At 65.2% G+C, this 23560-nt stretch carries 25 protein-coding genes; 18 read left to right on the top strand and 7 right to left on the bottom strand.

What is annotated here, in order from left to right:
* The first annotated feature begins 135 nt into the window (after positions 1-135).
* The gene (locus tag NC7_RS12855; protein WP_067982474.1) at positions 136-1026 is read left to right on the top strand and encodes an NAD(P)-dependent oxidoreductase; all 891 of its coding nucleotides are present in this window, start codon (positions 136-138) and stop codon (positions 1024-1026) included.
* On the opposite strand, the gene NC7_RS12850 is transcribed toward NC7_RS12855, so the two are convergent.
* On the bottom strand, positions 996-1724 hold the full coding sequence (locus NC7_RS12850; RefSeq protein WP_067982472.1) for a MerR family transcriptional regulator: 729 nt from the start codon (positions 1722-1724) through the stop codon (positions 996-998). The genes NC7_RS12855 and NC7_RS12850 overlap by 31 nt on opposite strands.
* 61 nt (positions 1725-1785) lie before the next feature.
* On the opposite strand from NC7_RS12850, the gene NC7_RS12845 reads away from it, so the two are divergent.
* Positions 1786-2229, top strand: a complete 444-nt coding sequence (locus tag NC7_RS12845) for a DUF6194 family protein (RefSeq protein WP_067982469.1) — start codon at positions 1786-1788, stop codon at positions 2227-2229.
* Between the two features lie 28 nt (positions 2230-2257).
* On the opposite strand, the gene NC7_RS12840 is transcribed toward NC7_RS12845, so the two are convergent.
* Complete coding sequence (locus NC7_RS12840) at positions 2258-2887, bottom strand: TetR/AcrR family transcriptional regulator (RefSeq protein WP_067982466.1); 630 nt, start codon at positions 2885-2887, stop codon at positions 2258-2260.
* A gap of 148 nt (positions 2888-3035) precedes the next feature.
* Here NC7_RS12840 and abc-f point away from each other — a divergent pair, with 148 nt between their 5' ends.
* A complete protein-coding gene (abc-f, locus tag NC7_RS12835; protein ID WP_067982463.1) occupies positions 3036-4709 on the top strand; it encodes a ribosomal protection-like ABC-F family protein in 1674 nt (557 codons plus the stop codon).
* Between the two features lie 178 nt (positions 4710-4887).
* The gene (locus tag NC7_RS28530; RefSeq protein WP_084458441.1) at positions 4888-5055 is read left to right on the top strand and encodes a DUF4236 domain-containing protein; all 168 of its coding nucleotides are present in this window, start codon (positions 4888-4890) and stop codon (positions 5053-5055) included.
* Positions 5056-5058: 3 nt separating this feature from the next.
* Here NC7_RS28530 and NC7_RS12830 read toward each other — a convergent pair whose 3' ends face one another.
* Positions 5059-5682 (bottom strand): LysR family transcriptional regulator, encoded by a 624-nt coding sequence (locus tag NC7_RS12830; protein WP_067982461.1) that lies wholly within the window; start codon positions 5680-5682, stop codon positions 5059-5061.
* 121 nt (positions 5683-5803) lie between these two features.
* On the opposite strand from NC7_RS12830, the gene NC7_RS12825 reads away from it, so the two are divergent.
* Complete coding sequence (locus NC7_RS12825; RefSeq protein WP_067982458.1) at positions 5804-6733, top strand: DMT family transporter; 930 nt, start codon at positions 5804-5806, stop codon at positions 6731-6733.
* A 59-nt stretch (positions 6734-6792) separates the two neighbouring features.
* Here the strand turns inward: NC7_RS12825 and NC7_RS29575 are convergent, their stop codons facing one another.
* A complete protein-coding gene (locus tag NC7_RS29575; protein ID WP_159372842.1) occupies positions 6793-7404 on the bottom strand; it encodes a TetR/AcrR family transcriptional regulator in 612 nt (203 codons plus the stop codon).
* 84 nt (positions 7405-7488) lie between these two features.
* Between NC7_RS29575 and NC7_RS29570 the strand changes: the two genes are divergently transcribed.
* The 5 genes from NC7_RS29570 to NC7_RS12800 all read left to right on the top strand — a co-directional run bounded on the left by NC7_RS29570 (position 7489) and on the right by NC7_RS12800 (position 10041).
* Entirely contained in the window at positions 7489-7887 is a 399-nt protein-coding gene (locus NC7_RS29570) for a DUF6463 family protein (RefSeq protein ID WP_159372843.1), read from the top strand.
* Between the two features lie 4 nt (positions 7888-7891).
* On the top strand, positions 7892-8029 hold the full coding sequence (locus NC7_RS29565) for a hypothetical protein (protein WP_159372844.1): 138 nt from the start codon (positions 7892-7894) through the stop codon (positions 8027-8029).
* A 65-nt stretch (positions 8030-8094) separates the two neighbouring features.
* The gene (locus NC7_RS12810) at positions 8095-9435 is read left to right on the top strand and encodes a DUF1254 domain-containing protein (RefSeq protein ID WP_236573244.1); all 1341 of its coding nucleotides are present in this window, start codon (positions 8095-8097) and stop codon (positions 9433-9435) included.
* 10 nt (positions 9436-9445) lie between these two features.
* A complete protein-coding gene (locus NC7_RS12805; RefSeq protein WP_067982455.1) occupies positions 9446-9709 on the top strand; it encodes a hypothetical protein in 264 nt (87 codons plus the stop codon).
* Positions 9710-9831: 122 nt separating this feature from the next.
* Positions 9832-10041: a hypothetical protein gene (locus tag NC7_RS12800; RefSeq protein WP_067982450.1), complete on the top strand. Its 210-nt coding sequence runs from the start codon at positions 9832-9834 to the stop codon at positions 10039-10041.
* A gap of 73 nt (positions 10042-10114) precedes the next feature.
* On the opposite strand, the gene NC7_RS12795 is transcribed toward NC7_RS12800, so the two are convergent.
* Positions 10115-10483: a DoxX family protein gene (locus NC7_RS12795; protein ID WP_236573245.1), complete on the bottom strand. Its 369-nt coding sequence runs from the start codon at positions 10481-10483 to the stop codon at positions 10115-10117.
* A 77-nt stretch (positions 10484-10560) separates the two neighbouring features.
* Here NC7_RS12795 and NC7_RS12790 point away from each other — a divergent pair, with 77 nt between their 5' ends.
* Positions 10561-10953, top strand: a complete 393-nt coding sequence (locus NC7_RS12790) for a winged helix-turn-helix transcriptional regulator (RefSeq protein WP_167352429.1) — start codon at positions 10561-10563, stop codon at positions 10951-10953.
* 103 nt (positions 10954-11056) lie between these two features.
* The gene (locus tag NC7_RS12785) at positions 11057-11944 is read left to right on the top strand and encodes an exodeoxyribonuclease III (protein WP_067982447.1); all 888 of its coding nucleotides are present in this window, start codon (positions 11057-11059) and stop codon (positions 11942-11944) included.
* Positions 11945-12028: 84 nt separating this feature from the next.
* Here NC7_RS12785 and NC7_RS12780 read toward each other — a convergent pair whose 3' ends face one another.
* A complete protein-coding gene (locus NC7_RS12780; protein WP_067982443.1) occupies positions 12029-13090 on the bottom strand; it encodes an AraC family transcriptional regulator in 1062 nt (353 codons plus the stop codon).
* 124 nt (positions 13091-13214) lie between these two features.
* Here NC7_RS12780 and NC7_RS12775 point away from each other — a divergent pair, with 124 nt between their 5' ends.
* Complete coding sequence (locus NC7_RS12775) at positions 13215-14678, top strand: flavin-containing monooxygenase (protein WP_255285051.1); 1464 nt, start codon at positions 13215-13217, stop codon at positions 14676-14678.
* Between the two features lie 87 nt (positions 14679-14765).
* Entirely contained in the window at positions 14766-15878 is a 1113-nt protein-coding gene (locus tag NC7_RS12770) for an alpha/beta hydrolase (protein WP_067982437.1), read from the top strand.
* Between the two features lie 45 nt (positions 15879-15923).
* Here NC7_RS12770 and NC7_RS12765 read toward each other — a convergent pair whose 3' ends face one another.
* Positions 15924-16484 (bottom strand): TetR/AcrR family transcriptional regulator, encoded by a 561-nt coding sequence (locus NC7_RS12765; RefSeq protein WP_067982433.1) that lies wholly within the window; start codon positions 16482-16484, stop codon positions 15924-15926.
* A gap of 660 nt (positions 16485-17144) precedes the next feature.
* On the opposite strand from NC7_RS12765, the gene NC7_RS12760 reads away from it, so the two are divergent.
* From NC7_RS12760 to dcm, 4 genes are all read left to right on the top strand, one after another.
* Positions 17145-17810 carry a sigma-70 RNA polymerase sigma factor region 4 domain-containing protein gene (locus tag NC7_RS12760; protein WP_067982430.1) on the top strand — a complete coding sequence of 222 codons (666 nt, stop codon included), beginning with the start codon at positions 17145-17147 and terminating at the stop codon, positions 17808-17810.
* 16 nt (positions 17811-17826) lie between these two features.
* Positions 17827-19320 (top strand): hypothetical protein, encoded by a 1494-nt coding sequence (locus NC7_RS12750; RefSeq protein WP_157101969.1) that lies wholly within the window; start codon positions 17827-17829, stop codon positions 19318-19320.
* Entirely contained in the window at positions 19313-21055 is a 1743-nt protein-coding gene (locus NC7_RS12745) for a DEAD/DEAH box helicase (protein ID WP_067982422.1), read from the top strand. The genes NC7_RS12750 and NC7_RS12745 overlap by 8 nt, the downstream gene beginning before the upstream one ends.
* Before the next feature lie 619 nt (positions 21056-21674).
* Positions 21675-23372 carry a DNA (cytosine-5-)-methyltransferase gene (gene dcm / locus NC7_RS28520; protein ID WP_084458439.1) on the top strand — a complete coding sequence of 566 codons (1698 nt, stop codon included), beginning with the start codon at positions 21675-21677 and terminating at the stop codon, positions 23370-23372.
* The last annotated feature ends 188 nt before the right edge of the window (positions 23373-23560 follow it).

Below are 23560 nucleotides of genomic sequence, written 5' to 3'. Positions count from 1 at the left end.
CGGGTTCACAACGATGGCGCCCCACACAATTGTTCTTCTGCCGGGCCCCTGACCTGGACCATTACCTGCGGGTGCGCTAGGGACCGAAAAAGTGCGTACTTCTGCGCCGCCCGCATCGCGCCCACACTCGGAGGCATGAACAACGTGACCGTGCTCGGCACCGGCGCGATGGGCACCGCGATCGCCCAGGCCTTCCTCGCCGCCGACTACCGCACCCATGTCTGGAACCGCAGCCCCGAGCGCACCGCACCCCTGGTCGCGGCGGGTGCGACGGCGCACCCGGCCGTCGCCGATGCCGTCGCCGCGAGCCGGGTGATCGTGGCGACGATGACCACCTTCCCCGCCACCCGCGACAGCCTGGACGGCACCGGCGAACTCGCGGGCCGCGACCTCATCACCCTGAACAGCGGAACACCCGCCCAGGCAAGGGATTTCGCGCTCTTCGCGCATTGCGCCGGTGCGCGCTACCTCGGTGGTGCGATCAAGAATGTGCCGTCGGCCGTCGGAAACCCCGACACCCTGCTGTACTTCGGCGGCGACCGCGCCGTCTTCGACGCCCATCTCGACACCTTGCGCGTGCTCGGCGGCGACGTCGAGTTCCTCGGCACCGACACCGACCTGGCCGCGCTCTACGAATCCGCCGTCGGCGCGACCCTTCTGCCGACGCTGCTCGGCTTTCTCGAGGGCGCGGGCATCCTGGCCGCCCGTGGAATTCCGGCCGAGGCGATGGTCGGGTACTCGACGAAATGGTTGCGGATGATCGAGTCCCTGCTGCCGATCCTGGCCACCGAGATCGACACACGGGACTACACCCGCCTCGGCGCCACCGTCGACCTGTTCCACACGGCGGTCACCGACGACGCCCAGTTGGCGGCCGAAACCGGCATCGACATGAGCTGGCACGAACCCATCCACCACCTGCTCCGTTGCGCGGTCGCCGAGGGGCGTGGCGACCAGAGCATCACCGCCTTGTTCGAACTGATCGCCGCCGGTACTCAGCAGAGCGCACGAGCTCGCGGGGCCTGATCCCGCAGCACCTCGGTGAGGTCCGCCGCCGCCTCGACCAGGGCCATGGATCGGCGGGTGAGTGTCGCCTCCCTGGCGGCGAGCGCGTCGCGTAGTTCTCCCGGCCCGCTGCGGCGGAACTGGGTGAGCACCGCGCGCAACGTGGTGATGCCGTAACCCGCGCGCCGCAACTGGTGCACGATCCTGGCGTCACGTACCTGTGCGGGCGAGTACCGGCGGGCGCCCGCCGCGCGATCGGCGACGATCAATCCCATCGCCTCCCAGTGCCGCAGGGTGGAAGTCCGGACGCCGAGCGCGTCGGCGAGTTCCGTGATGTTGAGTGCGTCGGAGGCGCGGACATCGGCGATCGGCTCGGTCCCGATCTCGGTCGCCGCCCGCACCGCGAGCGCCAACTCGCCGCGTTCGGTGTGCAGGGCGGCGTGGGCGGCGTCGAGCCCGGCCAGTGCTCGCCCCGTCTCCCCGGCGACCAGGTCGCGCATGATCGTCCTGGCCGCCACCGGCCCGGTTCCTTCCGTCAGCGCGCGGTACGCCCGCGCCGCCGCGACATGCACCGGCCGGTAGTTCCGATGGCCGCCCGGCGACCGTCGCGCGGCAGGCAGCACACCCTCGCGCTCGAGGTCGCGAACCTGCTGCACCGAATACCTGGCCGCGCGCGCCACCTCGACGGTGCGCAGCGAGTCCGAATGGAGCTTTGTCACGACTTCTCCTGGGGATATCGCGTCCGAATCCACACAAGCACTTCAATGTCACGCTTGAAGCATGCAGATTACCGAGATCGACGACTTCGTGACGGGACTCGACGGCGTGCTCGCCCTGCGACCCGCCGAGGGCAGCGACTTCCCCGAGATCAGCTGGGGTGACATCTTCTACTACTACGCCCCCGACGGTGTGGTCCCGCGCACCCAGCCCTTCGCCACGATCATCACCAAGAACTACCCCGACGACACCGCTTCCGACCTGGACCGCCCCGGCGCCTTCCGCCTGAACGTCGCGGTCACCAAGAGCACCTTCACCGAACACGCCGCCAACCCGCTCGCCGACAACACCTTCGCGCCCCACCCGCAGTATCCGAACTGGCTCTCGATCACCGACCCCGGCCGGGAGAGCGCGGAGAGCCTGCGGAATCTGATTCGAGAAGCGCACGCCCGCACCAGAACTCGGATCGATCGGCGCGCAGGTGCGCCTGGTACCGATGTGGAGTAGTCCACCCGCTGTGGAAGCCGGCCGTCACCTACTGGGGCGGTGACGGAGATCCGGGGTGGAGTGGCGCACCGGCCCGGAATGCTCCTGCGCGGGCGGCGGTCACGGTGCTGGCCGCTGCTCGAGCTGGTAAGCCCGGGTCGGGCGGGGTGCGTAGCAGCATCAGGCAGTGGTAGATCGGGGCGGTCGCGGCGATCAGGAGGGCGCGGGGGTCGGTGTCGGCGGGGATCTCGCCGCGTCGCACGGCCCGTTCCACCACGATCTCGCACTGGGCGTAGCGGGCCGCCCACATCCGGGCGAGTCCGTCGGCCGCTTCGCTCGAGCGGAACGACACCGCGATCAGGGCCGCCGCGATCGACGGCTGGGCCAGCAACGATTCCTGGATCTCCTCGTTCAGTGCCGTCAGATCGTCGGTGAGCGAGCCGGTGTCGCGGGGCTGCCAGTCCAGATCACCCGCTGCCGCGATGACATCGGCGAGCAGGCCGCCCACATTGCGCCACCGCCGGTACACGGTGGTGCGGTGGACACCGGCGCGGGCGGCGACCGTGTCGATGGTCAGCGCGTCGTACCCGTTCTCGGCCAGTTCGGCGCTGACGGCGGCCAGCACCTGCTCCCGGTTGCGGGCAGTGCGCCCGCCCGGGCGTGGGGTGGGTTCGCGCATGGATCTTCTCTTGCTCGCGGGGACATCCTGTGTAACCATGTTAATGCAATTGTTGTCGCACTAGTGAGGTTGCCGATGCTCCTTCGAAGCGTTCATCACGTCCTGCGGTCCGCGTGGACCGTGACCTCGAATGCTTCGGAGTGCCTGTATGCCAACCCAACTCACCGCACGCGCGGTCAGCAAGTCCTTCCTCGGTCGCCCCGTCCTCGATGAGGTGACCTGTGCGTTCGCCACTGGCGAGCGCACCGGGATCATCGGCGAGAACGGATCGGGCAAGTCGACCCTGCTGCGCCTGCTCGCCGGTCGTGAACGTCCCGATTCCGGCGAGATCACCGTCCGCGCCGGGGGCGGCGTCGGCTACCTCGCCCAGGACGAGGAACTGCCGCCGCACTACACCGTGCGGCAGATCATCGACCGCGCCCTGGTCGACCTGCGCACCATCGAGCACCGCCTGCGCACGCTGGAAGCCGAGATGGCCGACGGTGCGGGCATGGCCGAATACGCCGAGCTGACAACACTGTTCGAAGCGCGCGGTGGCTACGACGCCGAAGCCGGGATGGAACGGGCCATGCACGGCCTCGGCCTCGGACTCGTCGCCCGTGACCGCACCGTCGGTAGCTTGTCCGGCGGTGAACAGGTGCGATTGCGGTTGGCATCGGTGCTGGCGGCCGGCACCGAGGTGCTGCTGCTCGACGAACCGACCAACCACCTCGACGACGACGCCATTACCTGGCTCGAAGACCACCTGCGCGCCCGGCGCGGCACCGTCGTCACGGTGTCGCACGACCGGCGGTTCCTCGAACGGGTCGCCACCGACCTGCTCGAGGTCGACGCCGACCGCAAACAGGTGCTCCGCTACGGCAACGGATACGCCGGGTACCTCGCCGAGAAGGCGGCGGCCAGGCAACGCTGGGCGCAGGCGCACCAGCAGTGGCAGACCGACATCGCCCGGCTACGCGAGACCGCCGCGACCACCGCCCGCGCGGTGGCACCGGGGCGGGCGATGAAGGACAACAACAAGATGGCCTACGACCGGGCGGGTGGACGAGTGCAGCAATCGCTGGCCAGTCGCGTCCGCAATGCCGAGGAACGGTTGCGACGGCTGCTCGCCGACCCGGTGCCCGCGCCGCCGCAGCCGCTGCGGTTCACGCCGGTGCTGCGGGCGGGGCGCGTGCGTGGCCCGGTGCTGGAGGCCGTCGAGGTGGCGGTCGCGGGTCGGTTGCACCGTATGAGCCTGTCGCTCGCGGCGGGGGAGCGAGTGCTGGTCACCGGACCCAACGGGGCCGGAAAGTCCACGCTGATCGGGGTTCTCACCGGCGAAGTCGCACCGGACAGTGGCACCGTGACCCGACGCGGACGCATCGGCCACCTGGCCCAGGAACCCTCGTTCCCCGATTCGTCGCAAACCCTGGCCGCCGCCTTCGCCGATGGCCGCCCGGGCGATCCCGACGAGCACGTCGAACGCCTACTGTCCCTCGGTCTGTTCGACCGCACGCAACTGGACACCCGCGTGGCCGACCTGTCCACCGGCCAGCGTCAACGCCTGGCCCTGGCCCGCCTCGTCACCGAACCCGTCGACGCCCTGCTCCTCGACGAACCGACCAACCACCTCTCCCCGGCCCTGATCGAGGACCTGGAAACCGCCCTGACCAGTTATCGAGGTGCGCTACTGGTCGTCAGCCACGACCGTCGCCTGCGATCCCGCTGGCAGGGTGCCCGCCTCGATCTCGGCGCAACGGCGCGACCGTCACGCGGGGTGTCCGAGTGGGTGACAGCGCCATCATCGGCACCGGGATCGTCGGCGGCAATCCGGCGCGGCTGATCCGAACTCGTTATTCCGCAGGCGAAGTGGATCGGTTGCTGGCTTGCGGCTGGTGGGACTGGCCGCTCGACCACCTCACCCGTCATCTTCGCACTATCATGGCGGGTAGCGTCGATGCCCTGGAATCGGCTGCCGCCGAGCTCGATTCGGATCGACGCACCGAACCGAAAGGCCCGCGATGCCCATCCGATTCCGCCAGCGCAAATCCCTCGGCCCGTTGAAGTTCAACTTCACCCAGTCGGGCCTGTCGTCGTGGGGTATCAAAATCGGGCCCTGGTCCTGGAATTCCCGCACCAGGAAGAACGCCATCGATTTGCCGGGACCGCTGACCTGGCGCCAGCGCTGAGATTCAGCTGAATCTCCGGGCGACGGAGTCGAACGCCCGGACGGTCTCGGTCTCGCGGTCACTGCGCCAGACGAACGTCCAGCGGCACACCGGGGCGTCCCGGGTCGGTACATAGGTGATGTCGGCGAGCCGCGTCACCTCGGTGCGGACCGTCGCGCCGACGGTGAGGTCGGGCTCGCACACCGGTAACCACGCCAGTTGGAGGTCCACCTCGCCCGCGCGCAACGGGCCGAACGGATCGGCGAAATGCGTTTCGCGCACCACCAACTCCACCTGCGGATACGCGTCGGTGAAACCGCGCAGAACCGGGGCGAGCGCAGGGCCCAGCGCGCCCATGATGCCGACCCTGAGCACGTCGTCGAAGCGACGCGCGTCGGCGCGGGCACGCTCGATGGCCGACGCGATGACTCGACTGCCGTGGCGCAGTTCGTCGCGCAGTCGCTCGCCGATCCCGGTCAGTGCTACGGTGCGGCTCGTGCGCACGAACAGCGGCGCACCGATCCGTCGTTCCTGTTGCCTGATCGCATGACTCACCCGCGACTGGGTGATGTGCAGCCGCTGCGCGGTGCGGCCGAAGTGCAGCTCCTCGGCCAGGGTCAGGAAGATCTCGATGTCCCGCATCTCCATTGCCGGAACCTCCACTCATGATCGCGGGGTCATGATGCGTTCCGAAAACCGGCGTTGATCAGGCAGGTTGGCCACGTGAGGCTGAATGTGCCGTATTCATCGTGCTTTTCAGGAGACATCAGTGACAGTCGTTTATCTGGCCGCCGCACTCGCTGTGGGTGGCCTGCTCGCAGTGCAGGCTTCGGTGAACCTGCAATTGGGTAAGGCGGTCGGCACGCCCTACGGGGCGGCCACCGTGCAACTGGTCGTGTCGGCCGTGTTGCTCGCCGTGGTCGCGGCGGTGGCGGGTGGGTTCGCCGCGATCGGCGACATCGGGGCGATCGATGATTGGAAGTTGCTGGGCGGCATCGCCTCTCCGATCTACATCACCAGCGCCATCGTGCTGTTCCCTCGGCTCGGCGCCCTCGCCTCGGTCGGTCTGTTCGTCACCGGGCAGATGTTCGCCTCGATCGCCCTCGATGTGGGCGGTCTGCTCGGCGTCGAGCGGCGCACCCCGGGACCGGGCATGCTGCTCGGCGCGGCCGCGGTTCTGGTGGGCATCGTGGTGGTGATCCGCAGCCAGCTCGCGGGCGGTTCCGCGCAGCTGTCCGGCGCGGCTCGCGTCGGCGCGGTGGTACTGGGACTTGTTGCGGGAGTGGTGCTTCCGATCCAAGGAGCCACCAACGCCGCCCTGCGTCGCGACCTCGACGACCCGTTCCTCACCGGGCTGTGGTCGTTCCTGGTCGCGACCGTGACGATCGCCGTTGTCCTGGTCGTCCTGGTAATCACAGGCCGCACCGCACGCCCACGACTCGCCGGGCTGCCTACGGTGCCGTGGTGGGGCTGGCTCGGTGGTGTGGCCGCCGCGACCTACGTCACCGTGACGTTCACCGTGATCCCACACATCGGCGCCGCGACCACCATCGCGCTCACGGTCACAGGGCAGCAACTACTTTCGGCTGCCATCGACCATCGGGGGTGGTTCCAACTGCCCGCCAAGCCGGTCACCACCCAGCGGCTGGCCGGGCTGGCGGCCCTGATCGCGGGCTGTGCTCTGGTGCAGCTGGCTTGACCCGAGGACTTTGCCGAAAGCCAGTGCCGTCACGAGTGCTCCGAGCGTCGAAGGAGGACTCACGGTGTGGCGGCTGGCAGCAGGTCTCGGGTGAGAGCATCGGCGGCCGTCGTGGCGACCAGCTCGATCAGGGCCGGGACACCAGCGGTGCCCTCGTCGAGCACGATCAGCCAGGCGAAGAGCGGGCCGAGGATCAGGGCGTGCACAACAGTGGGGTCCGGTCGGTTCGCCACCTCGCCGCGCTCGATCGCACGGTCGACCACCTCGGTGATGATGGCGCGTTCCACGGCCAGGAAGGTGGAGTCGAAACGGGCGTGCAGGTTCGGGTCGGCGCGCACATCGGCGAGCAGGCCCGACAGGGTGCCGGCGCCCGGGCTGACCAAGTGCGCGGTGATCTGCTCGATCAGCGCCACCAGGTCGCCACGCAGGGATCCGGTGTCGGCGGGGGACTGCTGGTCCACGTCGTGCAGCAGGACGGCGAAGGTCATCTCCTGCTTGGAGGAGAAGCGCCGGTAGATGGCCGCTTTGCTCACCCCGGCCCGGGCCGCGACCGCGTCGACGGTCAGCCCGCCGTAGCCGGACTCGCCGATCACCTCCCGGACCGCGGAGGCGATCGAGGTGTCCACTCGCTGCTCGCGGGGGCGTCCCCCGGCTTGTCTTGGCTTCACCACGATGGCAGTATACGGAACTATCAGTTTCGATAGCAACGGTTTCGTATGTTGCCCATGAAGATGCCCATGAAATGGAGTACGCCCATGATCACCTGGGCAGGGAGGGCGCTCGCCACCCTCGGCGCGGCGCACGCACTCGCCGCGACAATGCTCGGCCACCGCTATTTCGGGCAGTGGTTCTCCTTCGAGTTGTGGGCACCCGATGCCGACGTCACCGCATTGCCGCCCGAGATCGGCGCCTTCTGGATGGGCCCGGCCAGCTTCGGTGTCCCGCTGATGCTGCTCGGCTTCCTCATCACCTGGATGGACCGGCGTGGCGTCACCCCGCCCGTGCTGCTGGCCGTCGGTCTCATCGCCTGGACCCTGCTGTGTGCCGTCATCTTCGAACCGGCGCCGTGGCTCCTGGCCACGTCCGCCTCGGTGCAGCTGCTGATCGGCATCCGTCGGCCGATCCCGTCTCGTCGGGTCGAGGCCGGACACTGATTCGGTGTCGTCCGCGGGAGCGAGGGGTTCGCGCGGACGACACCCCGAACACACCCCCGACCAGCTCCGCAACGCCGCCGACGAGCTGGCCGAGGCGGTACGGGTCGCCGCAGCTTTGCCCGCTGTCACCGGCATCGGCTGACGGTTCGGCGATCTCACCCGGAACGGGTGAGGCATCGCGCCGGGGGCTGCGGCGACGATTGCCCGATGGCTACCGAACCGATGTCGAGGTCCGACCTGTCAGCTCTGGCCGCCGAGGCTTTCGTCTACGGGTATCCGATCCTGGCCGATCTGGACAAAGTCGCCGGTTCGGTGCGGGGGACCAGTGTCGGTGTGCCCACCGCGCCGTTCAACCAGTTCGGCCACGCGGCCGCCCTCGCCGGGCCGGACATGAAATTCGTCTCGATCAACAACGACACCATCTACTCGTGCGCGATGGTCGACACCAGCGGCGGCCCCGTGCGATTCGACGTGCCCGACGCCGACGGTCGCTACTACGTCATGCAATTCGTGGACGCCTGGACGAACAACTTCGCCTATGTGGGCCACCGGGCGACCGGAACCGAAGCCGGATCGTTCCTGCTGGTGCCGCCCGGATGGGCCGGTGACGCCCCCGAGAACGTCACTGTGATCCACTGCCCGACCACGGTCGTCTCGATCGTCGGCCGCTGGGCCGTCGACGGCGAATCCGACCTGCCCGCGGTGAAGGCGCTGCAATCCGAGCTGCGCCTCACCCCGACCGGCACCGGAAGGGGACTGCCGACCCCGGCCACCGGCGTGCCCGACGACCTGCTGTTCTTCGAACAGCTGCGCGTCGCGATGGCCGCCTTCCCACCGGCCGAACGCGACAGGCGATACCAGCGGCGGTTCGCCCCGATCGGGCTTCTCTCGGACGAATCCCCGTACATTTCAGCCGATCCCGACTTCGCGGGCGCCCTGCGTGACGGCCTGGCCGAGGGTAGGAAGAACCTGGAATCGGAGCTGAAACACGCCAGCGCTCCGATGCAGAACGGCTGGAACCTGACCTATCACATCTTCGACTACAACCTCGACTTCTTCGAAGTCGGCGCCCTCGACGACCCGGACTGGAAACTTCCCGATACCCCGGCCCGCTACACGCAGCGCACCGCCGCGGCGCGCGGTGGCCTCTGGGGCAATCACGGCTACGAGGCCGCCTACGCGATGGTCTACGTCGACGGCGACAGCGCCGCACTGGACGGCACCAAGCGTTACGAGCTGACCTTCACCACCCCACCACCCTGCGGCGCGTTCTGGTCGATCACGATGTACGACGCCGAGGACTTCTACCTCGTCGACAACCCGATCGACCGCTACTCCATCGGCGACCGCACTCCGGGCCTGGTCACCGCCCCCGACGGCTCCCTCACCATCACCCTCCAGCACGACCAGCCCACCGACCCGACCGTCCGCGCCAACTGGCTCCCCACCCCCGCCGGACCCTTCCGCCCACTGCTGCGCGTGTACGAACCCGACCCGAGCGTCCTCGACGGTTCCTACGAACTCCCCCCGATCACCCGCCAGTCCTGAGCGGAACACCATGCCCGAAACCCCACCCGTGATCGTCGGCTACACCCACCTGTTCCCCGGCCTCGAACTCGACCTCCCCGGCGACCACTTCGACCTCGTCTTCGCCGACGGCAGCGAAGCAACGGCCACCCTCACCGAAACCGCCGACACCCCAGCCATCCTGGTCACCGCCTACCGCACCCAGGCAGGCACCGAAATCCCCGAAACCCTCTGGCCCCTCCGCCGCCCGACCGACGGTGCGCCGCGCGTGAAACTCGGCAAGGCCATGCGCTGACCACGATGACGTCCGATCTGCTTGCGCGACAGAAGGTTTCCTCACGTAACGAACTCGCACAGGTGCTCGATGTGCTCAGCGAGGCCACATCCTCGGCCGGAACTCGAGCAGATCGGCTTCACATGATTCGCGTCCATCGCGCCCTTGTCGCCAGCGCACTGCTGGGTGGTGCGGTCCTGCTGTCCGTCGCCCCGGCGTCCGCGCAACCCCAGCCCACCGACCTCCGCCCGGTCGGCAACGCCCCGATCGCCACCGGCTCCGCCGACCTCGACAACTTCTTCTGCGGAACCCTCTGGCGCCCCGTCTGCTACCCCGACGGCCTGCCCTCCTGATCCAGGTCCCTGCATGCCTGCCGGACTGGCGTCACCGGTGTGCTCGGTGATCGTCCAGCCCGGCTGTCCTCGGTCAGAGGGTGGCAGTACGCAGCACGATCAGGGCGACGGAGGCCATGGTGAGGACTACCGCCGGAGACGCGCCCTTGTGGTCGCCGACGCGCAGGTGGAAGGCGACCGCCCCGGCGAAATAGAGCGTCAGGCCGGTCGCGGCGGCGATTCCGATGGGTCCCCACCAGAGTCCGGCGATCGCACCGGCCGCGCCCGCGATCTGAGCTCCGATCAGGAAGGCCATCATGCGCCGCGGCACTCCGAGGGTGGACATCTGCTCGGTGATGTGCCGCGTCCGCAGGGACTTGGCCCCGGCCGATACCAGGAGAAGCGCCGACATGAACACGGTGACGACGGCAAGAGAGACGAACAAGGCTGAAACCTCAATCATGCGAGATGCGAGTAGGGGGCGTGCGCACCTCGACAACGGTAGGCAGTCGATAGGTACCTCCAGGTAACCTTCGGGACGTGAGCCTGCGACCCGGAATCGCCTTCCTCGCCGACTGTCCCGCTCTCCTGGCCATGGAGATCATCGCCAGCAAGTGGTCCATGGTCACGCTCTTCGCGCTGACCGACGGCCCGTTGCGCCACGGCGAGCTGGTCGAGCTGAGCGGCGGCATTTCACGCAAGGTACTGACCCAGACGTTGCGCCGACTCCAAGCCAACGGGCTCGTCGAACGACACGCGTACGCCGAGGCGCCGCCGCGCGTGGAGTACTGCCTGACCGACCTCGGGCGGACCCTGGAGGAGCCCATCAGGATGCTCACCGCATGGGCGCGGGAGAACGGCGAGGCGGTCGTCACCTTTCGGGAAGCAGCCGAGGCGGATCAGTCACTCGCGGTGAGGCGAACCTTGCTGTAGTCCGGCGCTATCGGTGTTTGCCGACGACACCTAAAGGGATGGTCGCAAGTCGCGTACAGGAGGTGCCCGGCTGGGAGGCAGGGGGTTCCGGCACTGTGTTGCCATGGGTTCGTCGGTCGCTGACTCTTTCACTGTCGCCACGTTCAACGTCAACGGAATCCGCGCGTCGCGTCGACGTGGTTTCGACCAGTGGCTGCCGGCCCGGTCGGCGGATGTGATCGCGCTGCAGGAATTACGTTGTCCCGCAGCCGATGTGGGAACATTCCCGGGCTATTCGGCGGCGGTGGACGTCGGTTCCGTGGCCGGTCGCAACGGTGTGGCCGTACTGACGAGGGTGCCCGCCGCTGCCGTGCGGACGTGGGTGACCCACCCACCCAGGGCCCGCGGACTCGGTGAATTCGCCGCACAGGGACGCTATATCGAGGTGGATCTGGCCGACCGCCCGGTGACGGTGGCCTGTCTCTATATCCCCAAGGGCGGTCTACCCGCGCACCTCCAGCGCCCGGGATCGATGCGCGAACAGCCCGACGGCGGGGTCAGATACGAACGCAAGCAGCGCTTTCTCGCGGCATTCGCCCGTGAAGTACACCGCAACCGGCTCGCCGCACTGAGCGTGGGACGCGAGTTCATTCTCACCGGAGATCTGAACATCGCGCACACCCAGCACGATGTGACCAACTGGCGCGCCGCCCGCACGATGGACGGCTTCCTGCCCGCCGACCGCGAGTGGTTCAGTTCGCTTCTCGGCACGCGCAGGCTCGTCGACGTGGTGCGACAGGTGCACGGCGATCGCCCGGGTCCACTCACCTGGTGGAGTTGGGCGGGTCAATCGTTCACCAAGGGCGTGGGTTGGCGAGTGGACCACCAACTCGCGACACCCGGCCTCGCCCGCCACGCCAAGTCTGTCGTCGTCGACAAGGAACCGTCACCCGCCGAGCGCCTCTCCGATCACGCGCCCCTGGTTGTGACCTACTCGGCGATGCCCGACTGAGAAGTTCTGGTGCCCACGGCATCTCGCCACCTGGATCGGACCGTTTCGTTCGAGGTCCCGGCTAGTGCTAGCCGCGCGGTGCGCTCACTGGGGCGGTGCCGAGGGGGTATTGGAGGCGATCTGGAACTGTTTGGGGGTCAGTCCCTTCCAGCGTTTGAACGCGTGGATGAAGCTCGCGGATTCGGCATAGCCGAGCCGGATCGCCACGTCGTGTACCGAGAGCGCGCCGGTGCTGAGCATCTGTTCTGCGAGTGTTTCGCGGACCTCGTCGCGCAGGATCTGGTAGCTGGTACCTGCTTCGCCGAGTCGTCGTCGCATGGTTCGGGTGCTGATGTGCAGTGCGCGGGCGACCTCGTCGGGGCCTGCTGTGTCCAGGTCGACGTGGGTGAGCAGGTCTCTGACCTGTGCCGCGATGCCGTGGCGGTGTCGGCGTGCGGTGACCAGTTGTCGGCACTGTTCTTCGCACTGGGCGAGTGTGCGTGGATCGGCCCTCGGGAGCGGCTGGGCGAGCAGGTGCGGGTCGAACGCGACGATGTTCTCGGGTTGGTCGAAGATCGGCACCCGGTGGAAAACCTCCTCGAACGGCGCGGGCGAGGACGGCTGTGGGCGGCGGATCTCGACTCGCGTCGGTGAGAACTGGCCGGGGAAGAGGTCTTCGCTCACGGTGAGGATGGCCGCCGCGTCGCGTTCGAGGAGGAATTGTCGTGCGGGTGCCGCGAGGGCGCTGTCGTCGAGCCGCACGACCACCTCGGTCTCGGACACCTCGACGCGGGGAACACAGAAGGCGAAGGTCAGGTCGAAGTAGCGGAGAAAGAACGACAGGGCGTCACCCAGGGTAGGGCTGGCCAGGCAGGCGAATCCGAAGATGCCGAATGTGGTGGTGCGGTATCTGCGACCGAGGTCGAGCCCAGGATGGTTCTCCTCGGTGAGCGCGGTGGCCAGATTGGTGGCGACGGTGAGTTCCTGTGCCGCCGAGACGTGCGCGTGGGGGTCGGCGAGGTGGGCCGCGGTGAGCCCCGAGCCGTCGAGTGTCTGCTCGAGTGTGCGGCCGTGGTCGCGGGCGAACTGGGACATCAGTGCGACGCTGGCGATCGAGCGGGGGAAATCGTGGTGGGAAAGGGCTGCGGCCGGGATGAATCCCGTCATGACCAGCGAGTTTACAAACTAGGCGCGGGTTTGGCCAAAATTGTCAATTCTCTGGCCGCGCGGATCTACGCCGCGCGATGGTCCGTGGTTAGCGTCGAGGACCATGCGAGATGGGACGACAAGCGTGGCGGACACGGTATCGGTGGTCATCGTCGGTGCGGGTTTCGCCGGGCTGGCGATGGCCAATGAGCTACTGCGGGCCGGGATCAGCGATTTCGTGATCTTGGAGAAGGCGGATCGGGCGGGCGGGGTGTGGCGCGAGAACACCTATCCGGGTGCCGCCTGCGATGTGCCCTCGCCGTATTACTCGTTCTCCTATGCTCCGAAGCCGGACTGGACCAGGCGCTACGCCGGTCAGGCCCAGATCGAGAGCTACCTGATCGATATCGCGTCCGACCTGGGGGAACGGATTCGGTACGGCCTGGAAGTGACAGATGCCTGGTTCGAGGAGTCCGACGGGCTGTGGAACGTACGCACCGCCGACGGCGGTGCGATACGAGCTCGGATATTTGTTCCGGCGACAGGGCAGCTGTCGCGTCCGGCGATGCCCGACATCGAGGGACGCGAGCGGTTCGAGGGCGCGTCGTTTCATTCGGCGCAGTGGCGTCATGATTGCGACCTGCGAGGACGGCGGGTGGCGGTGATCGGCGCGGGCGCGAGCGCTATCCAGTTCGTCCCGCGAATTCAGCCGCAGGTCGCGCAGTTGACCCTGTTCCAGCGTTCGGCGCCCTACATTCTGCCCAAACCCGACGGTGAGTACCGGTCGATTCATCACCGCGCTTTCCGGCGGCTGCCCCTGCTGCAAAAGCTCGAACGCGGCCTGTGGTGGACTCTGGGCGAGGTGTGGACGCTGGGTATCACCGGCAACCGGCGGATCAGCGCTGCGGTCGAGGCCGCGGCGAGGTGGCAACTACGACGGCAAGTGGGCTCGGCGGCCTTGCGGCACAAGCTGACGCCCGACTATCCGATCGGCTGTAAGCGGGTGCTGTTCGCCAACGACTACTACCCGACCCTGACCCGACCCAACGTCGAGGTCGTCACCGAGCGCATCACCGAGATCACCACAGGTGGGGTACGCACCGCGGACGGCGTCGAGCACGCGGTCGATGTGATCATCTACGGCACCGGATTCGCGACCCAGGAATTCCTCGGCCCGATGACGGTGCGCGGGCGTGCGGGCCGTGAACTCCGTGCTGTGTGGGCCGATGGCGCCCACGCTCATCTCGGCATGACAGTTCCGGGGTTTCCGAACATGTTCCTCATGTACGGCCCCAACACCAACCTCGGCACCGGTTCGATCATCTACATGCTGGAACGGCAGGCACGCTACATCCGGCAAGCCGTCGAGGTGTCGGCGCGAAACCCGGGTGGGCTCATGGAGATTCGCGAGGAGGTCGAACAACGCTACGACGAGGAGATACAGCGACGCCTCGCCGGTTCGGCGTGGGCGGGTTGCGTGAGCTGGTACAGATCCGCCTCCGGTCGCATTTCCAGTAACTGGCCGGGATCGGTCTCGGAGTATTCCCGACGGACGGCGACGTTGTCGCTCGCTGACTTCCACACCACGGCGGTCCCGCTTCTTGACTGACGTTCAAGAAGCGCCTACCGTAGCCGCAACCCCGTTCTTGGGTGACGTTCAAGAACGGTGGTTTCGCTGAGCGGAAGGAATCAAGTCATGGCTACCGACGAGCCGATCGATCGAGGTGAGGCTGCCGCGGCGATCCAGCGGCGCGATGTGTGGTTCCTCTCCGGCGGCGTTCCGTGCGCGGCGTGGTTGTACACCGAACCCGGCGCGTCCGAGCCTCGGCCGATGGTGATCATGGGGCACGGGCTGGGAGCGGTGCGCGAGATGCGCCTGGAGGCGTTCGCCGAGCGGTTCGCCGCGAACGGCTGGGCGGTGCTGGTCTTCGACTACCGCCACCTCGGGGCCAGCGGCGGACAGCCGCGCCAGCTCCTCGACATCGATCGGCAACTCGCGGACTGGCGTGCCGCCGTGGACTTCGCGCGCACCCTGCCCGAGGTCGATGTCGAGCGGATCGCGTTGTGGGGCACCTCATTCGGTGGTGGACATGTCCTGCAGGTCGGGAGCGGAAACCCGCAGGTCGCGGCCATCGTCGCGCAATGTCCCTTCACCGACGGACCGGCCTCGCTGATCTCCCGGCTGCGCACCGGGCCGCTCAGCGCTGTCGCGCTGATGGCTGTGGGCATCCTCGACACCGCATGCTCGTGGCTCGGTATGAAGCCGATCCTCATGCCGATGGCCGGAACCTCGTGGATGCCCGCCTTCGTGGCCTCATCCGACGCCATCGCGGGCGCGTCGGCGCTGCTACCGCCCGGCACCCGGTTGTCCCGCCGCACCAGCGCCCTCCTGCGACGGCTGCCGTCGGTTCGTGCGCGGCTGTCACCCAACATCGAACCGCCGACCGCCGACGAACATGAGCCAGCCACCACGGTTGGTCGCGACACGATGTGGGGCGTGCTCCGAGGCCCGGACAACGAGTTCGACGCGGCCAACGCACTGGCCGCCCGCCTGGTGTTGCGGCTACCGCTGTACCGACCCGGCCGTGCCATGGCCCGCTCCGGCGTTCCGACCCTGCTGTGCGTCTGTGACAACGACGCCGCAGCCCCCGCCGAAACCACCAAGCTCCGCGCGCGGGGCCTGGCTCATGTCCACGTGGAGACCTACCCCTGCGACCACTTCGACATCTACCTCGGCACCTACTTCGAAGACGCCGTCCGCGACCAGATCGACTTCTTGACAAAGCAATTCGCCAACGCCGCGAGTTAGACCCGCACCACGGCGCGCAGTTTGCGTAGCCGCCCGCTGTCTTGGTCAGCGGGCGGCTGAAGCCATTCCGCGGGCGCTCTGTACCAGCGTTTCCATCACCGCGCGCTTGCGCTCGTCATCGACCGGGTGCATCAGAAGTCCTTCGACCACGAACACTCCGATCGAGGTCATCGCATCCAACTCGTTCTCGGGAACTCCGATCATGGCCAGATCTGCCCGGAACAAGCCCTCGGCCAACGCGTGGAACGCCTCATGCCATTCCCGAACAGCGTCCGATTCCTTCGCGCGAGCGTGCACGGTGGTCACCAACCGGCTCACGTGCTCCAATTCCGCGACGACCCACACCAATCGATCGACGATATCGGTGTCCAGAACCTCACCGTACCGGGCCATCGACTCGGCAAGGACCTCCTCCAGCACCGCCGTCAAGACCGCGTCCTTGTCCCGGAAATACCAGTACAGCGTGTTCGACACCACCCCGGCGTCCTGCGCGATCCGGCTCACCGGAACCGCGTCGTACCCCAGTTCGGTGAACAACCGCCGCGCGGCAGCGACGATCTCGGCACGCTTCTCCTCCCGATCACGGGGGCGTCTGTTTCTCGGCATCAACAGTCCTGACTCGTCGCGTCCTGCGATCACCCTATCTTGGACAGCCCTCAAGAAAGCAGTTGGCAGTCGGGGATCCGAATCTACGACACCCACCTCAGGGCGGCAGTGCTGATCAATACGCGAACCCGGTGAACGGGGTCGACACCGCGATCCTCCTGGCGCCAGGCGAATGCTTGTGCCCTCGGCAGGACACACAAAACATGAACAACTGGAAAACGCCTGGTCATCGTTGGTACCTTCCGACGACGCTGGTCCAGCCAGTGCGGGCCGGATCCGTTCCTTTGTTCGATGTGTCCCCGGCAGGGCACATCGAAGAAGCGCCCGGGACGACGTGCGGTCTTCGTGAAGCAGGCTGGTTGACCAGGCCGCTATATCCGCTGTGGGCGGGCGGCGGTAAGTCGCCGGCTGCTGCTGGTTCCCGCCTGATTGGGGGCGCGGTGTTGGGCCCTACGCCACAGATGCACGTGGCTGCCGCATGATGAGGCGACAGAGCGCCGAATCGTGCAGCAGCCCCGTGTCTGCCAGAGAGGCGAGGGCGCTTGCCCCCTTCCGAACCGGAATCGTCGGCACGTCGGCATTTACGCCTGATGGCGGGGCCTCGCGCAAGAAATTTGCTCCGAACTGTTATGGCAGGTCCTCGAGCGGACTCTTCTATCTGTGACCGACGAGGGGACGGCTTCCGACTGGAAGCAAGTGCTGGGCGAGCTGTTCGGTGAGGGCTTCCTCGTCGGCCTAATTGCGCAACTTCACAGCCACTATCCGACCGCGGCTTCCGCAGAGATCGAGGACGCGGTGTGCGAAGCAGCAGTGAAGCTTGTGGAGCAATTGAGTGCGGGCAAACCCATCAGGAACGTCCGGTCATATTTCGCGAAAGTCGCCTACCGCGCGCTGACGCGATTCAAAGGCGGCCTCGCGAAGCGAGAGGTACGACTGCCTGAGTTGCAGCTGCCAGAGGACTATCGCCCGGCAAGTACTGCCCCATCGGCGGAGGACGAAGCCGTTGCTCGCGAACAACACGTGCTACGCCGACGCGCCGTAAACGCCATGAAGCTAGAGATTCGATCCTGGACCAACGCCAACATACGCGAGGTGATGTTGGTTGTCATCGAAGCCGCAGAGGCGGGAGAACTGATCGAAGCGGACGAGATCACGAGGATTGTCAGCCAGAATCTTGGTGAAGAAGTCTCTGTCCCTACCGTGCGCGTTTGGAAGCAACGAGGCTTTGAGCGGATCCGGACATTCCTCAACAATCACATGAGGGAACTAGTGGGGCAAGTCGAGCTCGCTGGCAATCGCGAAATGACATCAAATAGAGAGAAATAGGATGACCATATCAGAGATGTATGACGAGCGGCTTCTGGCTGCGATCCGGGGACTTCTCGCCGAAATGGAAGTCATATCAGCCGACTTCGGGCCCGTAGTTCAGGAGGCGGTTGTGGCCGCCAGGTCGCAGGCGATCGACCCCGCAACTGCCGAGCGCCTGTATAGTCGTGTGCTGCGTATCCTGCGTCAAGAAGGCGGCTCGACTCCGGAAGTCAAGATTGCCGCCCAGGTCCGTGAACTTCTGGTAGAACTTGCGATCCCCGAACACCCGTGGGGAAATGTGAATCTCGTAGAGAAGAACAGCCTCAAACCCCATATGGTGGAGCCGGTCCCGCTGTTCAACGGTATTCCGATCGTTATGTACGAAGGGTATGTCGATGTGATGTCGCTTGACCTGTGGAAAGAGAACCACAGGGTCGAGCTGCAGGTCAAAGAGTTCACTGAGCGAAACAATCGCGAGCCGGATCCGGACGAGGTGTTGCAACTGGTCCAGGGCAAGTTGCGCCTGCCTAGCATGACCAAGAACGATCCCTTCAATGTTGCGCCGTTGGCGCATAGTATTGCCAGAAAAGGCGTCGAACGGCCGCCGATCCTGACTGCAGACGGTGAACCCAAAGACGGCAACCGGCGGATCGCCGCCGCCAAATGGGTAGTCAGCAGCGGCAACTTTGCACCCGACGAGGTTCAGCGGGCCCGGTGGGTGAAGGTTTGGGTGGCACCGCCGAACACGACCGACGACCGATTCGATGCCATCGTCGTAGCGTTGAACTTCGAAGACGACCTGAAGGAAAAGTGGCCCGAGTTCGTCAAGGCGCGTTTGGTCGTTGATGAGTACCGCAAGGATCGCTCTGGCGTCGTCGGTGGCATTACGCCGACCCGCGATCGAAAGCTGAAAAAGGATGTCGCAGACAAATTTGCGATCACCACAACTGCTGTAACGCGATACGTGCGGATGGTTCAGTGGGCGGAGGACTTTGAAGCCTATCATGTCGATGAGCGGGGTAAGGAGGCCGCCGAGGTTCGCTATAAGGCTGACGAAGTTTTCCAATGGTTCTACGAGATCCAAGCCGGGAAATCCGCAGACAAAATCACGGTACAGATGGAGGAAGACGCCGATCTGCGAAAGATCGTATACGATCTTATGTTCGATGTCATGGACTCCGGTACTCAGGTGCGCAGCCTCTGGAAGATTGTTGCCGACGAAGAAGCCCGCAAGCAACTGCACGACGCACATGAAAGTCTCGAACGCAATGAGAAGAAGGACGCGCTGGACCTAATCAAGGAGGCGGTCACCACAGCTGACCGAAACACCGCGACCCGCAAGAAGATCGGGTTCGAGGGCTGGCTGCGTCAGGCTGTCGAGAGGCTGGGTGGCGCGCCGCCGGACAACTGGCGGACCCTGGACAGCTCGCTGTTGAAAGAACTCGAACGCGTTTTCGTCGCCAGCAACGGTGTGATCGAGGCCGAGCTGGTCACTCGAGGCGAGCGGTTGATGACTGCCAATGGCTGAGCCGCGAGGGCTCCACCAGCTGACCGTCGATGTGGATGACACCGGCCGATACCTCCGGCTGACAGGCGCCGACACGGGCGCCATTCGTTTGGCGCTTTCGGCAGCTGGGGTGCACTTTCGGCAGCGTGCTCAACTCGGTGGTGTCGTCGCCGACGTGTGGGAGGGAGTCAAGTTGTTGGACTCCGATTTGCCACTGGAATGGACGCCTACGGCCCGGGGGCTGGTCGACAATCGCGTAGCGGTGAGCCGGGCGCTCAAGGACGTCAGGGCCGCTTACACGATGATTCCTGCAAGCGGTGCTCAAGAGTCTCGGGCGCTGATCATCGATGGTCGATTGACGAACCTGCTCGATGATCACCAAGCTATGAATGTCGCAATGCTTACTACCCCCGGGACCTGGGGTGGGTGCGTCTTCGATGAACAGGGCACTGGCAAGACTGTCACGTTGATCGCGGCATTTGACGTACTGGTCGAGCGTGGCCTCACGGATACCATGCTCGTCGTCGCTCCGAAAAGCATGGTTGGTGAGTGGCGCCGGGAGTTCGGTCGGTTCACTGGCGACCTCTATCGCGTCGTGATCGCTGAAGGAGACCGCCGTGCCAAGGCGGCAGCTCTATTCAGCGGAGCCGACGTGGTCGTCATCAACTTCGAAACATTGGTCGCTCTCGATGACGATATTGTGCGACTCGCACGCCGTACTCGGCTAACTCTGACAATTGACGAGTCGTTCAATGTCAAGAATCCAGAAGCCAGCCGGACCCGGGCCGCATCAAAACTTAGGGAATGGTGCACCCACGCATTTGTTCTCTGTGGTACTCCAGCGCCAAACGCGGCCTCCGATATCGTTGCCCAGTTCGATCTTGTGGACTTCGGCTACACATTTAGAGGGCTAATTCTCGACAAGGATAAGAAGGTAGCGGCACGCCAAGTGAGCGACCGTCTCGCTGAGCGCGGAATGTTCGTTCGCAACGTCAAGTCTGATGTGTTACCCGACCTCCCCGCGAGATCCTTCACTGAGATCGACGTCGATCTTGCCCCGCAACAGCGAGCGGCCTACGATGCTGCGCTGAACGATCTTGTCCTCGATCTGCAACGCATCGATGATCATAGTTTCGCGCGGGAAATACAATCGTATCTTGAGCGTAGAGCCGCGCTCCTGAGAATCTGTGCGGACCCGTCGCCGATCATTCCTGGATACACCGAAACGCCTGCAAAGATTGACGCGCTCGATGACTTACTGCACCACCTTATCGGCGACCTCGAAGAGAAGGTGGTTATCTGGTCGTTCTATCGAGCCAGCCTCGATAGAATCGCTGATCGATACGCTCACATGGGGCTGGTGCGGATCGACGGATCGGTCATCGATGCGACGGACCGTCGAGAAGCAGTGCGACGGTTTCAGGAGGACCAGAACGTATTTATCTTCTTGGGCAACCCTGCCGCCGCCGGGGCGGGTCTTACACTTCACAGTGCCCGCTACGCGGTCTACGAGTCCTTGTCGAACCAGGCTGCGCATTACCTGCAAAGTCTAGATCGGATACACCGCCGCGGCCAACAACGTGATGTTCGGTACGTGACCTTGGTGGCGCGCGGCACTGTGGAGGAAGTTGAGTATCAACGCCTTCGAGATAAAGCTACAGCGCAGGCCGATTTGCTCGGCGACCCGGCGCTCGATGTGCCGACACGACGGCTGATGTTGGCTGAACTTCTCGCTACCCGGCAAGTCGACCAGTGAGCGCGCCGTCATTGCTGCACGAGAGCCGCGTAGGGGTTCTAACGGGCCTTGCGGACTTGGCTGGATACACGATAGAGATTGACTTGTACGTTGGTCTGCGACCAGACGTGTGTCGGCTACACCACAATCGCCAATCCATCCTCATCGCGGATGCGAAGGCAACCGAGCGGGCGGAGGACGCGGCAACGCGGAACCGACTGTTCAATTACATAAGCGCCATACATGAATGGGACACGGCGGGCTTCGCAGCAGCGGTGGCCGTTTGTCACGGAGCCGATCCCGAACATCGATGGATGAGCTCGATCACGTCACTGGTCGGGATCGCCGGATGGACGGTCGCCCGGAGTGTACTTACCGTTCTGGATGACGACACAGCTGTTTCGGTCGTGTCGTTCCATCGGACCTCCAGTCGGGCAGCGCGTAGCGAGTCCATGGTGAATGCTTGGCCGCGCAGGCTTGCCGCCGACCGTGCGCCTGCCTAGTAGGACTGAACATGCACAAGGTCATTGAGGTGTGCCCCGGCCTGCGCATCTTCCGGTTGCTGATCGCATGCTTGAGTCGCCGCAACATTGCGGCCTGATGGCTCGACGAGTGCCGTTCGCTGACGTACGATGCGATCATGATCACCCCCCCCTCGCCTCCACTGCGTGCCATCGATCTGTTCTGCGGAGCAGGTGGACTGAGCGAGGGATTCCGAGCTGCGGGCTACGAGATCGGCTTTGCCCTTGACAAGGACAAAGACTCCTGCGAGACATACAAGAAGAATCATCCCGGCACGCACGTCGAGTGCGCATCGATCACCGACTTCTCTCCCGAGGAGATCAAAGAGCTCGCAGGTGGCCGGGTGGACGTCGTCCTTGGCGGACCTAGCTGCCAGTCGTTCAGTACGCATGGCCGACGAACCCGATGGGTTGGCGAAGGCGACGAACGTAACAACTTGTGGGAACACATGTTTAAAGTTGTGGAACACCTGGAGCCGAAGGCGTTCCTTCTGGAAAATGTCCCCGGGATGGTCTACTTCAAACAAGGGTCGTTCGGCAAAATGATTCTCGATCGCTTTGCTGAGAAGGGGTACGCGGTCCATGAGCCCGAGATTTTGCTCGCTGCGGACTGGGGCGTACCGCAGCGCCGTCGGCGATTGTTCATTGTCGGTCTGCTTGGCGACGTGGAATTCGAGTTTCCGAAACAGACGCACATGGGAGGTTGGCGGCGTGACAGCCTAGAGATGTGGGAGCAGAGGCGTCGTGAGGAGGGGCTTCTTGAGCACCTCACGGTCTGGGATGCAATCGGTGATCTACCGCCATTGGGAGATACGCAAGGGCCAGCGCGGCGCTACGCGATGCGACTGAAGGACGTGCCCTCGATCGCCCAAAGCCTCCGCCGAGGCTCATCCTTGCTTCGTGATCATGAGGTGCCGGTAATGGCACCGGATACCCGCGATCTAATCAAGCACGTACCCGAAGGGGGAACTTGGCGAGATATTCCCCCCTATCTGCTGCCTGACCGCTACCGTGGCATGCGCCGTACAGACAGCACGAACTTGCTAGGTCGCCTCGATAGGGATTTGCCCGCTTACACGATTACGACCCAGTTCAGTAATGTGACAACTGGCTGCTTCACCCACCCAGTCGAGAACCGTTCACTGACGGTTCGCGAGGGGGCGCGGATTCAAACCTTCCCCGACAGGTACAAGTTCGTCGGATCGCTGGGCTCTCGCTGCCGTCAGATCGGCAATGCCGTTCCACCGCTTCTTGCCCATGTTCTGGCGCACGCCATCGCAGCCCAAATCGGTGGGCCCGGTGCGGCCGAAGCACACCCAGCGCCCGAGCCGCCGATACGCGGCCAGTGGGGCAACCACCGGTCGACGGACGCCGAGATCGCCTACGCACGCCGACGTCGTGATACCCAGCAAGACACTCTCGCGACGCGACTCTTGCAAGCGGAACTGAGGAAGCATTGTATCCCATTCGATGTGACCACGGAGGCTCACGGTGCGCCCCGAACTGGCGATATCATGCTAAAGGCGGCGCAAGTTGTCGTGATGGTCAACAGCTGCTTCTGGAATGGCTGTCCAGAACATGCAGCCACAACGAAGTCTCGTACAAAATGGTGGGCAAAGAAGATTGCCGAGAACCAGGAGCGAAATCGCAGGACTGAGAAATACTGGAGAAGCGACGGCTGGGATGTTGTAGTCAACTGGGAACATGAGCACCCCGATGATGTGGTTCGGCACGTGAATGAACTGATCGATGCAAAAGTTCATGTTATTGCTGATCATGCTTTCAAGGAGCCAGTGCCAACGCTCTTCGAGTTGTAACCTATTAGAAATGGCTGCGGCGGCCGGTGTGAACCGCCGCGGTCACCGGTGCCGGTCGCACGACCGGCACCGCGTCCCGGCTGTTCTACGATGCCCTTGCCGTGGCGTTAGACCAGCTCGGTTTCGGCGTCGTCGGCGACTCGGTGTTGCGGGTCATGGTGATCGCCCCATCGTTGAACCCACCCGGT

This window comes from Nocardia caishijiensis NBRC 108228 (assembly GCF_001612825.1).
Classification (GTDB): domain Bacteria; phylum Actinomycetota; class Actinomycetes; order Mycobacteriales; family Mycobacteriaceae; genus Nocardia; species Nocardia caishijiensis.
The sequence above is the reverse complement of the archived record's forward strand: the minus strand, read 5'-3'. Positions and strand labels throughout refer to the sequence as shown.